This window comes from Poinsettia branch-inducing phytoplasma str. JR1, from assembly GCF_000309465.1.
Classification (GTDB): Bacteria; Bacillota_I; Bacilli_A; order Acholeplasmatales; family Acholeplasmataceae; genus Phytoplasma; species Phytoplasma pruni.
This window is the reverse complement of record NZ_AKIK01000005.1, coordinates 1-15,150: the sequence shown is the minus strand read 5'-3', so window position 1 is coordinate 15,150 and position 15,150 is coordinate 1. Positions and strand designations below refer to the sequence as shown.

9 protein-coding genes and 1 pseudogene are annotated in these 15,150 nt (G+C 24.9%); 4 read left to right on the top strand and 6 right to left on the bottom strand.

The features are described from left to right. The coding region (locus tag ON17_RS00185) for an ABC transporter ATP-binding protein (RefSeq protein ID WP_017191449.1) at positions 1-1,703 on the top strand (1,703 nt) is incomplete at its 5' end. Next, positions 1,700-3,481 carry an ABC transporter ATP-binding protein gene (locus ON17_RS00180; protein ID WP_017191448.1) on the top strand — a complete coding sequence of 594 codons (1,782 nt, stop codon included), beginning with the start codon at positions 1,700-1,702 and terminating at the stop codon, positions 3,479-3,481. The genes ON17_RS00185 and ON17_RS00180, both read left to right, overlap by 4 nt. 138 nt (positions 3,482-3,619) lie before the next feature. On the opposite strand, the gene ON17_RS00175 is transcribed toward ON17_RS00180, so the two are convergent. The 5 genes from ON17_RS00175 to ON17_RS00155 all read right to left on the bottom strand — a co-directional run bounded on the left by ON17_RS00175 (position 3,620) and on the right by ON17_RS00155 (position 12,078). Next, the gene (locus tag ON17_RS00175; protein ID WP_261974237.1) at positions 3,620-4,060 is read right to left on the bottom strand and encodes an rRNA adenine N-6-methyltransferase family protein; all 441 of its coding nucleotides are present in this window, start codon (positions 4,058-4,060) and stop codon (positions 3,620-3,622) included. Between the two features lie 1,314 nt (positions 4,061-5,374). Continuing rightward, positions 5,375-7,609, bottom strand: coding sequence for an ATP-dependent helicase (locus ON17_RS00170; protein WP_017191446.1), 2,235 nt, complete (start codon positions 7,607-7,609; stop codon positions 5,375-5,377). Positions 7,610-7,678: 69 nt separating this feature from the next. After that, the gene (gene tpiA / locus ON17_RS00165) at positions 7,679-8,446 is read right to left on the bottom strand and encodes a triose-phosphate isomerase (RefSeq protein ID WP_017191445.1); all 768 of its coding nucleotides are present in this window, start codon (positions 8,444-8,446) and stop codon (positions 7,679-7,681) included. A gap of 16 nt (positions 8,447-8,462) precedes the next feature. After that, positions 8,463-8,993, bottom strand: a complete 531-nt coding sequence (locus ON17_RS00160) for a helix-turn-helix domain-containing protein (RefSeq protein WP_017191444.1) — start codon at positions 8,991-8,993, stop codon at positions 8,463-8,465. Positions 8,994-9,030: 37 nt separating this feature from the next. Further along, positions 9,031-12,078, bottom strand: a complete 3,048-nt coding sequence (locus tag ON17_RS00155; protein ID WP_017191443.1) for a hypothetical protein — start codon at positions 12,076-12,078, stop codon at positions 9,031-9,033. Positions 12,079-12,197: 119 nt separating this feature from the next. On the opposite strand from ON17_RS00155, the gene ruvA reads away from it, so the two are divergent. Both ruvA and ruvB read left to right on the top strand, forming a co-directional pair. Then, positions 12,198-12,767 carry a Holliday junction branch migration protein RuvA gene (gene ruvA, locus ON17_RS00150; protein ID WP_017191442.1) on the top strand — a complete coding sequence of 190 codons (570 nt, stop codon included), beginning with the start codon at positions 12,198-12,200 and terminating at the stop codon, positions 12,765-12,767. 16 nt (positions 12,768-12,783) lie between these two features. After that, complete coding sequence (gene ruvB, locus ON17_RS00145; RefSeq protein WP_017191441.1) at positions 12,784-13,788, top strand: Holliday junction branch migration DNA helicase RuvB; 1,005 nt, start codon at positions 12,784-12,786, stop codon at positions 13,786-13,788. Positions 13,789-13,905: 117 nt separating this feature from the next. Here the strand turns inward: ruvB and ON17_RS03980 are convergent. Beyond that, positions 13,906-14,635 (bottom strand): annotated as a pseudogene (locus ON17_RS03980) (amino acid ABC transporter ATP-binding protein). Positions 14,636-15,150 lie beyond the last annotated feature (515 nt).

Genomic DNA, 15,150 nt, shown 5'->3' with positions numbered 1-15,150 from the left:
AATATAAAAAGATAATATTATTAAATATTTTATCGGTTTTTTTGATATCTTTGGGAGAAATCGGAATACCTTTTGTTATAGGTGAAATGGTTATTGAAAAAACCTTAGAAGGTAAAGAATTTACTAATGTTATTTTAATTTTAATTTTTTTAGTTATTTCTGGTATTTTAGGTAATTTAATCGTTAATTATTGCTCCTCTAAAGTATCTTCTTTAGTTTTTAACAATTTAAGTAGTGATGTTTTCAAAAAAATTCAAACTTTGTCAGTAGAAGATGCGCAAAGTTTAGGCGTGTCTAGGTTAATGAATCGTAGTACTTCTGATGTAGATCAAATAGTAAACTTTATCGCTACTTTTTATAGAGCTGCGATTGTGGCGCCGATTATGTTAATCATTAGTTTAACCTTAATTTGTCGCATTTCTGTTCCGCTTTCTACTAGTATTATTTTTGCGGTACCTATTTTTATCATAATTTTAGCTATCGTTATGACTAAAAATTATAAATTATCCAAAAAACAACAAAAACAATTAGAAGATATTAATGCTAATATTCGAGAAAATATAACTGGCGTTAAAATTATTAAAACTTTAAACCGCTCTGAATATGAAGAAGAAAAATTTGAAAAAATGAATTCTAATTATAAGGATTTCATTGTCAAATTATTTAATTCTATGTTATCCATTGAGCCTTTTTTCTATTTATTGTTGAATATATCTATTTTAAGTACAACTTTTTATGGAGCTTTTTTATTGAAAACAGTTGGTCAACATGGTTTGACATTAGGAGATTTATATAATGTTCTTAACTTACAATATCACATTTTATTTTCTATTTTAAATTTCTTATTTTTATTTATGATGTTTCCTAAAACAGTGGTTTCTTCTAAAAAAATAGAAACTTTATTAGTGATGGAACCTTCTGTTCAAAATAATCCTCATCAAGTAGAACCATTAAAAAAAATTACTGATTTAGAATTTGATAATGTTAGTTTTAATTTCCCTAATTCTTCGTTTTCTATTTTAGATAATATTAATTTTAAAGCTAAAATATCAGAATTAATAGCTGTGGTAGGTTCCACTGGTTCCGGTAAAAGTACTTTAATTAATTTAATACCTCGTTTAATGGATCCTACATCAGGTTCTATTAAAATCAATAATATAGATATTAAAAATTATGATGTAGCAACTTTAAGAGATAAAATCGGCTTTGTTTCCCAGAAAAACATTTTATTTAAAGGCACTATCGAAAGTAATTTATCTTTTGGTAAAGAAAACGCTGATGAATCAGAAATGTTAGAAAAAGCGAAAATGGCTAAATCATACGACTTTATTCAAAGTAAAGAAAAACAGTTAAAAGAATTTGTTAGCGAATTGGGTTCCAATTTTTCTGGTGGACAAAAACAAAGACTTTCAATTACAAGAACTTTTTTAAAAACACCAGATGTTTATATTTTTGATGATGCCTTTTCTGCTTTAGATTATCAAACAGATTTAGCTATTAGACAAAACTTTGTTCATTTTAGAAAAGACTCTATTATTATCATAGTAGCACAAAGATTAACTTCTGTTTTAAACGCTGATAAAATAATTGTTTTAGATCACGGTAAAGTAGTTGATATAGGTACGCATAAAGAATTAATGCAAAGATGTGAAATTTACAAAAACATTGCAATATCACAAAAAATAAAAGAGGTTTTATTGTGAAACAATTATTCAGTTATTTAAAAAAATTTAAAATCAAGATTTACATCAGTATTTTTTTAATTTTTTTAGTAGCTCTTACTAGTGCGGCTGTGGTTATTTATGAAGGAAAATATGTCATCGATTATATTAAGGAACATTACGCTAAAGATTCAACGACGCCAGAAGTTTTTCTCCAAACTCTAGGAATCGCTCTGTTAGGGAATTTATTATTATATGTAATGGCTACTATAGGTAGATTTATTTATAATAAATTACTGATAACTGCTATTCATAGTTCTGTGAAAGATTTACGTGAAGATTTACATAAAAAAATTCATAGATTACCGATTAAATTTTTTGATCAAAATGCGGTCGGAAATGTAATGAGCATTATTACGAATGATGTGGAAATGGTGGCTAATGGTTTACAACAATCCATTATTGCTTTAATTTGTGCTTTTTTTAACATGATTTTAATTATTATTGTGATGTTTTGGGCTAATTTGCCATTAGGTATATTAGTATCTTTAATGATTCCTTCTGCTTTAATCGTTATTTTCATTATGAATAAAAAATCCCGTAATATTTTCATTCAAAGATATGAAAAAACGGGCGAATATATAGTTTTTTTACAGGAAAAATATACCGGTCATAAAGAAATTGCTTTATTCAATCAACAAGAAAACGTTATTAAAGAATTTGAAGAAATTAACACAGAATTAAAGCAAAATATTTTTAAATCCAACTTTATATCTGGTTTAGTAATGCCGATTGTGAGTAGTTTTACTTATATTATGGTTTCTCTAGTGGTTATTATTGGGATTGTGTTAATGCGTAAAGAGGGAGTGGAAGTTCATTTCTTAGGTAAAATGGGTTTTGCAGCTATTCAATTAGGTTTATTTCAAGGTTTTATTCAATATGTTTGGCGTTTAGGTCATCCTATTAACGATTTAAGTCAAATTTTTATAGTTTTACAATCCACTAGAGCTGCTGGTAGAAGAATTTTTCGATTTTTAGGCGAACCAGAAGAAAAAGAAAATCCTGATGCTTTAACTTTAGAAAAAGTAGAAGGATATGTAGATTTTTCTGATGTTTCCTTTAATTATTCAGCCGATAAACCTATTATTAAAAAAATGAATTTAAAGGTTGATAAAAATAAAATGGTGGCTGTTGTGGGTCCTACAGGCTCAGGTAAAACTACTTTAATTAATTTATTAGTTAGATTTTATGATGCTACTTCTGGCAGCATTAAAATTGATGGCGTAGATATTCAAGATTTGAAAAAAGCAAATTTACGCGATATTATTGGAATAGTTTTACAAGATTCTTGGTTATTTAACGGCACTATTTTAGAAAACATCAGATATGGTAATTTAAACGCTACTGATGAACAAGTTATTGAAGCAGCTAAACAAGCTAACGTTCATAACTTTATTATGGCTAAAAAAGATGGTTATCAAACAGTAATTAATGAAGAAACAGCTAATTTATCACAAGGGGAAAAGCAACTTCTCGCCATAGCGCGTACTCTTTTACGTAATCCAGCTATTTTAATTTTAGACGAAGCTACTTCCACTATTGATACTAGAATTGAAATGATTTTACAAGAATCTATACAAAAGTTATTGTCCGAAAGAACATCTTTTGTTATTGCTCACCGTTTGTCTACAATTGTGAACGCTGATATAATAGTAGTTTTAGAGAATGGTGTAATTATCGAACAAGGAACGCATAAAGAATTATTAGCTAAACAAGGGTTTTATTATAACCTTTATCAAAGTCAATTTCAAAAATCATAATAATAGCTTGAATTATAGCGAAAGAATCATTTTTTTACTAATATATTTGATAGAATTAGGTTAAAATATAGTTTTCTTAAAAATTTATCAATTGAAATTATCCTACTTAACTAACTCTTTTTTTTAAGTTTATCTTTTTTATTGTCTTTTTTGTGATTGGTCTTTGGCGTCATTATTATCAGAATGACGAGGATAGTATAAAGTATTGATTTCTGCAGTAATAATAAAATTATCTATTAAATAAATTTTTCTTTCAGGTTCCATGCTTTTTATTTCACGATCTCTATGCAACATCATTGTAAAACGATATTCTTTGAATTTAATTCCCTTTCCGCTAATTTTACTTGTGCTTGGCAACAATGAATTTAATTTTGTCGCATCGCCTTCAATGATTTGAACCTTTGGATATTGTTCAAAACGTTTTTTTAATAAATCGGCGAAATATAGAGATTTTTCAATAAAAACGATTTTAATGTCCTTATCGTAATAACGATTTATTAAATGTTGAGTCACATTACCAGAACCGCCACTTAATTCAAGTATTACATCGTTTGCTTTCAAATCCTTCTGATTCTCCACAACATCACTTAATTTTTTGTAAGTATGAGGGGATAAAGGAATAATAAAAGCTTCAACATTTTTAGAATCTACAAGTTTTTGTTTTGCACGTTTCCAGTCGTATCAACTGCAAGTAGTAAAGTAAATTACTAAGAAAACAAAAAAGAATAAAAGCATTTGCAAGTATTTGTTAAATTTTTTAGTAGTGGTAAAAATAATAGCAGAAAATAAAAGAGTATAAACAGAAGTAATTTTTAATAAATATGCAAATTAATTGTTTTTGATCATCTGGAGACGAAAACAATACTTTAGAGCATCTTCTTTCGCTAGGGCGTAAATAATAAAGTAAGTTAATGGATGGATGAAAACAATCCAAATTTTTTTCCAACGTAATTGAGCGTTAATATATTGTAAATAAAAAATACTAAATCAAATCGTCATGATAACATATTCTAAATAATAATGCAAGCAATAAATATGTCTTGGTCTTATCTGATAATATTTATTTTTATCGTCTAAAAAGTGATTAAACATTAAAGCGTTTATCAAAATATTGACCAAAGCGATTAAAATTGCGGTAATAGAATACCAATTTTATTTTTCACCTTTGTAAAAACGAAAATAACAACCATTAAAACCAATAAATTACTTTGTCTGGAAAAATAAAAAAAATAAATTATTTTAAAATCTTTTTGAGCGCCGATGTTATAATAACAACTACTGACAATCCCTAAAACAACAGTTACGGCAGATAGTATTAAAACAGAACAATTTAAAGATGATTTTTTTATTTTCGAACCGACAGATTTTAAATGTATTTTTATTGCTAGAATAATTCATTTTTTTTTAACATAATATTTGTACACTTCTTATATTATTACGTTTTTTTGGTTTTTTTGCAACCTTTTCGCTTATTTTATGCCACTTTTTTTATGTTTTATCTTACTAAACATAAACCGAGATAATATATATCATATTTTAATGATTTTTATCGCTTTTTTTACGTTATTGCGCAAAAGAAAGTAAAAAATAAATAAATGAACAATAAATAAAGATCAAATCAGCGAGGACAAATATTAAATTTGCTTTATTACTTATCAACCTAAAATAAATCTCATTTTATAAATCTAATTTTTTTTATAAAAAAACCCTTTAAAAACAAAACAAGCTAAACCGTTTATTCCTTTGTTGGAAAAACAATTTAGCTTGTTTTTTGATATATTCGTTTAATTTTTAAGGTAATCATTTTTTCATTCTAATTCTAATCAGTTTAAAAGATATTTTTAAATGAAATAATCATTTATCAAGATCTTTTTGGCATGGGTAAATCTAATTTTATGATAAATTCGTATTATCGCTTTTCATTAGAGAGGAATGGCTAATTAATATTTTTTTTACACCATGATTTTCGTCAAAAGAAATGGTAGCAATATTTTTTTGAATAGAAAGTAATACTCCTTGACCAAAAGTTTGATGGATTAATTTATCTCCTATTCGATAAGAATGTTTATTAGCGAAGTATTTATCAATTTTTTTGTTAAAGTAAGAAATCAACTGCATTTCCTTTATAAAAGAGACTGGTTTTAAGAAGAAGTGATGTCCTAAAAGGAAACGAGAACCAGAACTACTAATATATAATAATTCTTTCGCTCTTGTGATAGCTAGATAAGCTAAACTTCTGGCTTCTTTGATTAAAGTTTCAGAAGGAGGAGAAGAATCAGAATTCTTTTTATCTAATAAATTTTCCATAAATATTTGATCTTCAAAACCAATAGTAAAAACTACTTTAAATTCCAATCCTTTAGTTTTTTTGATTGCAGAAAGAACCACTTTATTTTTATCATTGATCAATTCATTTTCATTAAATAAAGAAATTTTATCTAACACAATCCTTAATTTTTCTAAAAAAGTACCTTTATGATTTAAGTCTTCATGGCTAAAAATTTCTTGGAGACGAATGATATTGGTTTTTTTCTCTTGGTTGGCTAATTTTTTATCATAATTATTATAATGAGATAATTTTTCTTCTTGTTCATTTAACATGTGTGAATAACCAATAATATCGTCTATTTTCTCAATTATATTAGATAAATTGGTCGTATCATCGTTAAAAATAATATCTTGAATCATTTCTAAAGTCTTTTTAAAATGAACAAATTTAGCCTTATTATTGTGACCTTGTGGGATATAATCAATAGATTCTAATAAAGACGAAATATTATGTTGTTTCGCTATATCTTCTAAAAATTCCACTGTTTTAATGCCTATTTTACGTTTAGGTATATTAATGATCCTTTTTAAAAAGAAATTCTGTTTATTAGACAGAACAACACGAATGTATGCGATAATATCTTTAATTTCTTTTTTTTGATAAAAAGAATAACTGTTTTTAATGGAATAAGGGATATTGTCTAAAAGAAAATGATTTTCGATATCTGTTCCTAAATTATTAATGCGGTATAAAACGCAAATATCATTATAATTATATTTACCTGTCTCGATTAAATCTTTAATTTTTTTAGTAATATATTTAGCTTCTTGTTTGGCGGTTAAAAAGTCATTATAAACTACTTTTTCGCCAGAATCATAAACACTTTGAAGTTCTTGTTGAAAAGGTTGATCTGGTTGAGAATCATAATTATGACCAATTAACATATTAGCTTTACTTAAAATATTTTGAGTTGATCGATAATTAGTGCTTAAAGTATGAATAGCAGCGTTAAAATCTTTTTCAAACAACATTTGGCATATAACATCTTTATCTTTAAAACGATAAATTGTTTGGTTCGGATCTCCCGCTAAAAAAATAACACTCTGTTTACCAATAATTTGGATTAATTTATATTGAATTAAATCGATATCTTGAAATTCATCTACCAAAAGATAAGCGAATTTTTGCTGATAAAAAGAAGCTACTGAAGGGTTATTTTTTAATAATTGATAAGAATAAATAATTAAATCATCACAATCGACTAAATTATTAGTTTTTAAAAAATGACAATACTCATCATAAATTTGTTTTATTTCTGAGGAAATAAAATTTATTTCGTTATATTCTTTTTTTAACAAAAGATCATCCGTCTCATTAGTCGGGATATTATTAACAATTTCTTTTTTAATTTTCGAAATATAACTTTGAATTTCCAATACTTTATATGAATCTTTATCAATACCCAATTTTTTCATATTTTCTTTAATAATAGATTGTCCTTCGGTTTCGCTAATGATAGTAAAAGAGTATTCCATTCCTAAATTAAGTTTATCAATATATTTTCTTAAAATTTGGGCACTCAAAGTATTAAAAGTTTTAATAGTCAAATTATAAAATTCAGTATTAACTATTTTTTTTAGATTTTTTTTCATTTCTTTAGCAGCAGTATTAGTAAAAGTAATTGCTAAAATATTTTCACTCTTAACGTGTTTTTGTTCCAGTAAATAAGCTATTCTATTAGTAAGTGTTTTGGTTTTGCCAGTGCCTGGACCTGCTAGAACAAAAAGAGAACGATCAGGATAAGTAACTGCTTTTAATTGTTCTGAATTCAGATTTTTTAACCATTTTGGTTGCAACATATTTTTGAAACCTTCTTTTCGCAATTATTTTTTCTTTCTTAAAAATCAATTAATAAAAAAATATTTATCTTATTCTTGTGTATATTTTTTCGCTATTTCTGTAAAAAATAAAAAATTTTCATATTTTAAAGAACTATTACCGGCTAAAATACCGTTAATTTCTTTTTGTTGTAAAAAAGATTCCACATTAGAAACGTTAACGGATCCGCCATAAATAATGTTAATTTTTTGAGCCGCTTCTTCGTCATACATAGTAGTGATTTTCTTTCTTATTTGACCAATGTTGTAATTGGCATCTTCTGGCGTAGCATTTTTACCAGTGTTAATAGCCCAAATCGGCTCATAAGCTAAAGTAATATTTTTTAAAGACTTGCTGGCTACATTTTGAAAAATAGTTTCTAATTGGTTATTTAAATATGTTTGAGTTTCGTTTTTTTCTTTTACTTCTAAACTTTCCCCTAAACAAACCACAGAACGCATTTGTTGTTCTAAAACAGCTAAAAGTTTTAAATTAACTATTTCATCCGTTTCTTGCGAAAGGGTTCTTCTTTCGCTGTGTCCGATTAAAACATATTTAACGCCTAAAGATTTAATATTTTGGGGAGAAATCTCTCCTGTAAAGGCGCCTTCATTTTGATAAAAAATGTTTTGAGCGCCAATTCTTAAATTTTTACCTTCTATTTGTGTTAAAACATCTAATAAAGTAATTTGTGGAAAAATAATTGTTTCTACTTCATTTTTATTAGGTACTTTGTCGTTCACTTGAAAAATATAATTCAAAGATTCATCTTTGTTTTTGTGTAATTTCCAATTGCCTGCTATAATAATTTTTTTCATTTTTTGTCCTCTGTTTTTAAAAAGCTGTTACTTTTAATATTTTGGTCTTTTCTGAAGAATTGTTCAATAAATGATATTCTTCATTAATAGATAAATAAAAAGTATCGTCTTTTTTTAATAAATAATGTTTTTTATTTAAAACTAAAACCACTTCACCTTCTAAAATATAACAAAATTCATCATTGATTGTTCTTGTTTGAATAATTGTTTGCCCTTGGGGTTCTATTTCTATTATAATAGGTTTTATTTTATTTTTTTCTAATTTTGGAAATATATTATAAATAGTATGCTTTAAATTATGATTTGGCGCACTAATAAAATCCTCTTTGGTGTTGATTAATGATAAATTTTTCTCTTGTTTAAAAAAATCTGATACTGAAACGTTAAAAATTTCTAATAAAGGAAATAAAGTTTTTAAAGAAGGAGAAATTAAATTATTTTCAATTTGAGAAATATAACCACTAGTAACATTAATTTTTTCAGACAATTCTTTTTGTGTTAATTTATTTTTTAATCTTAAAGTTCTAATTTGAAATCCAATATCCACTTCATCTTCCTTTTTATATTTTTTTAAATAACTTTTTTTATATACCTAATAAGAGGTTTAATTCTCGGTATAAATAAATTTGTTGATTAAAATATTTTTTTGAATTATTTTTATTTTTTTTATGATTTTTATATAATTCTAATTTGTCTTTTTGATATTTCAATCTCCATAAAATTTTTAAGAGTAATAATTTTATTTTTCCTCGGAAAAGCTTTTTTTTGCTAAAATTAACAGTTTTTTTATCAATTTTATTAATTTGTTTTAAAATAAAGTTATTTTTTTGTAAAAAGGTTTTTTGACTATTTTTGTAAGAGTCGAAAATCATTTTTTCTTTCTTTTTTTGGTTTTGTTTGATTATTTTGTTTTTTATAGGGTATAATTTTATTTTTTTAATCATTAAATCAGATTTTTTTTGAAAAGCAGATAAGATATCTTGAAATAAAAGCTTTTTTTCTTCTTCTATTTGCTTTATTTCTTGGGCAAAATTATTCTCTATTTCTTTCAAAGTATCATCTAAATTTTCTTGAATTAAAGTAATTTTTTCTTTCGTTTGAACTAGCTGTTGATTAATAGCTTGTTGTTCTTTTTCGATTGTTTGTTTGATTTTGTTTTCTTCTTCTTGGACGGCGAAACGGATATTTTTCATTTGAGAAAAATGAATGTCTTTAGCGATATCTAAAAAAACATCAGTTAATAAAGAAATTTTATTATTATGGATCAATAATAAGTTTTGCTTATTTTTTTCTTGCTTAGATAAGATATGACGATTATATTTGGTCAATTCGTCATATTCTAGACGAGATTGATCTACAAATAAGGTTAAATTATTCCAAAAAGACCACCAATAATTCCAAAACTTTTTTATTTTGAATTTATTTGATATTTGGGATAAAAAAGTTTTTTTAGCGGATGTTTGATTAATAATAATAATTTGTTGAAACAATTTATTTTGATAAAAATTCTTTTTTTGTAATATTTTATTTTGTATTTTTCGTAAAGTGTTGATTTGGTTTTTTTTTTGGTCGTTATTGATCTTCTTTTGTTTTTGCCAATGATTTAATTGTTCTTTCCATGATTGATAAAGATTATTAGAAATTTTAATTTTTTTATCAAAAAAAGCGAAAAAATTATGATTAGGATTATCATATTTAAATTTTACATTATGAATTAAATCACGAATAAAAGAAATATTTTTATTATAATATTCTAAAATAACCTGGATTAAATCAATTTTTTCTTGTATCCACAACTCTTCGAAAAGATATATTTCTTTTTGCAAAAGATAATGTAAATCAAAGTGTTTGTCGTGAATTTGATCAATAAAAAATTGCAACAAAGAACTTACTTCTTCAAATTCTTCTGTATCAAATAAGACTTTAGATTTATTATTGTTTAAATAATTGTTTAATTTATCTTGCATTTTGTTTATCAAATCATTTTGTCGGTCATTAGCTTTGTTAAGATGAATAATAAAAGAAATTAATTTTTTTAAATTATTTTTTTGATTGATAAAACTTTTTTCTATGATATTTTCTATTTTGATTTGTTGAACTTTCATACGAAATAATAAATTTTCTTGTTGTTGTTTATAGTTCATATTTTCAAAATGTATTTTATGTTCTTGATTAACATGCAGATGTTCTAAATCTTCTTTTAGACGTTGTATTTGTTTATGATTTTGAATTATTTTAGCATAATATTCAGATGTAATTTTAATTTTTTCAATTTTTAACTGCATCTTTAATAAATATTTTTTATGTTGGGTTTTATGCTTTAAAAATAAAACTTTTCTTTGAAATTCTAAATTTTTAATTTTTTTTTGCATCTCTTGATTTTTTTGTAAAAATAAATATTCTAATTTGTTTTTAGCGTATTCTTCTTGTCTTTCGATTTTAATCATTTCATAATGTTTTTTAACATCTGTTTGTCTTAATTCGATATCTAGCATTTTAATTCGTTGGAGATATTCATGATTAATTAATTTTTTTTCTTGTTTACAAATTAAATGTTGGTTATAAATCTCCATGTCAGTAATTTTAACAAAGATTTTTTTTTCTAAAGCAATGATGTTTAACGCTTTGTTGTAAAGAAATTTTAACCAAAAATATTTTTTACGCCAAATATTTAAATCTTTATAATAACGGATTTCATTTTGCATCATTTCTTTCATTAAAGATAAAAAACATTTTTCTTTAGTTTTAGGCACTGATTCCAGAAAAAAAAACATCATTAATTTTTTTTCTTTAAATAACATCTGTTTTTTTTCTTCTAAAGCTTGTTTATTGTGCGTAAAAGTGTTTTTTTCTTGATCAAAGATTTTATTATGATCCGATAATTTATTTTGAAAAAGATCATTTATTTGTTGCATTTTTTCGGTAAAAATATTATTTTTTTTAATTTCTTTTTGGTTAATGTGATTTAAATTATTTTTATGATTTTTTTCTAGTTTATTTAAATTAGCGTTTAAACCGTTTTTTAAAGCGATAATTTGTTTATTAATTAATATATTTTTTTCATGAAAAGATTGATAGTTTTCGCTGGTTTTGAATTTAGTTTTTTTCGAAATTTCTAAATGTTTTTGTAAAAAATTATTTTGTTCTTTTTCTTTTTCTGTATGTGTTTTTTGTTCCAAAAAAATAATATTGTCTAAATCGGTTTGTGTTTTTTGTTTTAAAGAATTAATATTTTGTTCAAATAAAGCGTTAATTTTTTTTTTAGCAAAATTATTATGTTTAATTTTTTTAATTAATTCTTTAATGTATTTACGTTCTTTTTTATCTTTTTGAATAAAATTAGTGTATAAAATGCTTTGAAATTTATTTTTAATATAAGATAGGTTATTACGATGATCAACGTTTAAATCTTTTAATTTAAGAAAAATTTGCTGATTTAATATTTTAGTTTGTTGATCGATTTCTTGTTCAAAAGGCGCACTTTTGGCCTGATAATCATAAAGAAAGAAATTATTGTTTTGTAAAAGATTATTCAAATAATTTAACACAAATAATAAATTATTTTGAGAAAAATCTTTATTATTTTTTTCAATATCAGTTATAGAAGGAACATTTTTTTGATTAAAAGACATATTTATTTTATCCTCGTTACCCTAATATTAATACTTACTATATATTATAACACACTAAAACATAAGATAATAATATTTAAAATGTTATAATCAAATAGAGAGCAGCTCGAGGCGTAAAAATGTATTATTATATTAAAGGTAAAATTGTCGAAATTAATCCAAATAGCGTTATTGTTGATAATCATGGTATTGGTTATCATATTCATTTTTGTAATCCTTATTTGTTCCATATAGAACAAGAAGTAAAATTATTTCTTTATTATTATATTAAAGATAATATCCGTGATTTGTATGGTTTTACAGAAATGAAATTTCTTTCTTTTTTTAAAAAAATAATTTCTATTCCAGGAATAGGGCCTAAAAGCGCTATTGTGATCACCAATGTAGAATTTTTTCAAGAAACGCAAACCGCTATTGAACAAAATAACATCGCTTATTTAATGAAATTCCCTGGTATTGGTAAAAAAATAGCTCAACAAATTATTTTCCATTTACAAAATAATTTAGTTATTCCAAAAACGCAAGCCAACACTTTTGTCCTTAATCCTAAACAAACTGACGTTAAAGATGCTTTGATGAATTTAGGTTTTAATGCTAAACAAGTCGAACATATCATTTATAAAGTAGATTCTAACCAAAGTTTAGAAATAATGATAAAAGAAGCTTTAAAATTTTTAATTAATAAATAAAAGGATTAAAAATAACATGAACACTAAAGATATTGTCAACGAAGAAATCAAAATAAATAACAAAAATGAACAATTTTTAAGACCACAATTGTTAAACCAATACGCAGGACAACCAAATATTAAAAATATTTTAAGCGTCTATATTAAAGCCGCCCAAAAAAGAAAAGAATCTTTAGATCATCTTTTATTTTACGGTCCGCCTGGCTTAGGTAAAACTACTTTAGCTAAAATTATAGCTAATGAATTAAAGGTTAATTTTAAAATTACCAGTGGAGCGGTGGTAGAAAAAGCTGGTGATTTAGCAGCTATTTTAAGCAATCTTCAATCAGGAGATGTTTTATTTATTGATGAAATTCATCGCTTGCCGAAAAATATTGAAGAAATTTTGTATGCCGCTATGGAAGATTATGTTTTAGACATTATTATCGGTAAAGAAAACGAAAGACGTACAGTGCGCATTGATTTGCCGCCTTTCACTTTAGTAGGAGCGACTACTAAATTCGGTCATATTTCTTTCCCTTTAAGAGATCGTTTTGGCTTAATTTTAAAATTAAATTATTATAACGAAAAAGAGTTAAAACTTATTTTAAAAAGAACTGCTTCGGTTTATGGTAATCAAATAGAAGAAAAAGCTTTAGCAGAATTAGTTAAAAGAAGCAGAGGAACCCCTAGAATCGCTAATCGTTTATTCAGAAGAGTAAGAGATTTTGCTGAAATTTATTCTAATAAAGTTCTTACTCATCAAATCACCTTAGAAACCTTAGAAAAGCTACAAATAGATTCGAACGGCTTAAACGAAACAGATTATAATTATTTAAACACATTAGTGAATAAATTTAACGGCGGTCCAGTCGGTATTAAAAATATTGTCGCCACTATTGGAGAGGAAATTTTTACCATTGAAGAATTTCATGAACCGTTTTTAATTAAAGAGGGTTATATCAAAAGAACTGCTCAAGGCAGAATTGCCACTGATTTAACCGCCCAATTACTAAAACAAAAAAATATTCATAAAAAATAATTTAATCAATCTATCCATCATGATCTAAAATAACCTATTAAAGAGAAAAAACTTAATTATTTGTTAAATATAACAAACAATTGAGTTTTCTTTTTATATATTGTCTTTGCCCAGAAATTAAAAACTTTCAAAAAACGCTTTTGATTTAGGAAATTTATTCGTTTCAAAAATTTCTTTTGGAGTTCCTTTTTCCGCTATGATACCTTTTTCTAAAAAAAATAGTGTTAGAAACTTTTTTAGCAAAATCCATCTCATGAGCGATAATAATTAAAGTAATTTTCTTATTATCAGATAGTTTTTTCAAAATAGTTAAAACTTCATGAGTGGATTCAGAGTCTAAAGTGGAGGTTGGTTCATCCAATAAAAGGATTTGTGGTTTCATACATAAAGCACGAGCAATCGCGACTCTTTTTTGCCCACCAGATAATAAATTAACATCATAATGAGCGAACTTTTCTAAATTAACTTCCGCTAATTTTTCCATCGCTTTTTTTCCGCTTCTTCGCGAGTCTTTTTGCCAATTTTCATAGGAGCTAAACAACAATTTTCTAAAACAGTTTTTTCTTCAAATAAAGCCAAATTTTGAAAAACCATTCCTACTTTTGCCCTTAATTCGTCTAAATTAAAGTTTTCAGCTAAAATATTTTGTTTATCGATAATAATGGTGCCGGAATCCGGAGTTTCTAATAAATTTAAACATTTCAAAAAAGTCGTTTTACCAGAACCTGAATGACCGATAATAGTAACAATTTCTTTATCTTTGATATTTATAATTTATATCTCTTAAAATATATTTATTATTGTATTTTTTTTGTAAATTTTTAATTTGAACTAGATATTCTTCCATGATTTACCTCTTTTTTTCTAATTGTTTCATTATAAAATTGGTACTTAGAATAATCATTAAGTAAAATGACACTTGCGGTGAAGAAAGGTAAAAAATGGATCCATATCTATTGATATTTTTTGTTTCGCAATATCAGGACGAGATCTTCTGATCGATGGTTCAAAAATACTGCACTGCTTAACGGTTTTAGACAGTTTTATAACTTGTTAAAGTCGAAATCTTTTGTAAAAATTGATATTGATTTGTTTTATTGCATCAACAATTTTATTATATTTGATAACATATTTGTTATTTGTTATGAGTTAAACTGTTAACAAATCTCCTTTAATATTGGTAAAATTTGTTTATTGTTAGTTTTTTCCAAAATAGGTTTAAATAAGGATAAAATCTTGCAATAATTGCAACAAAATCTTTTAAAGTCTTTAATAAAAAAATATAAATCATCAATTTAAATAAAAAAATATTTAAAAAACGAGAACAGAATAATATTACAATAAAAAATAATACAAGATTTT

Excerpts from the sequence above, each read along its gene's own strand:
- ON17_RS00170 (WP_017191446.1), bottom strand. The coding sequence starts at position 7,609 with ATGTTGCAACCAAAATGGTTAAAAAATCTGAATTCAGAACAATTAAAA.
- tpiA (WP_017191445.1), bottom strand. The coding sequence starts at position 8,446 with ATGAAAAAAATTATTATAGCAGGCAATTGGAAATTACACAAAAACAAA.
- ON17_RS00155 (WP_017191443.1), bottom strand. The coding sequence starts at position 12,078 with ATGTCTTTTAATCAAAAAAATGTTCCTTCTATAACTGATATTGAAAAA.
- ruvA (WP_017191442.1), top strand. The coding sequence starts at position 12,198 with ATGTATTATTATATTAAAGGTAAAATTGTCGAAATTAATCCAAATAGC.
- ruvB (WP_017191441.1), top strand. The coding sequence starts at position 12,784 with ATGAACACTAAAGATATTGTCAACGAAGAAATCAAAATAAATAACAAA.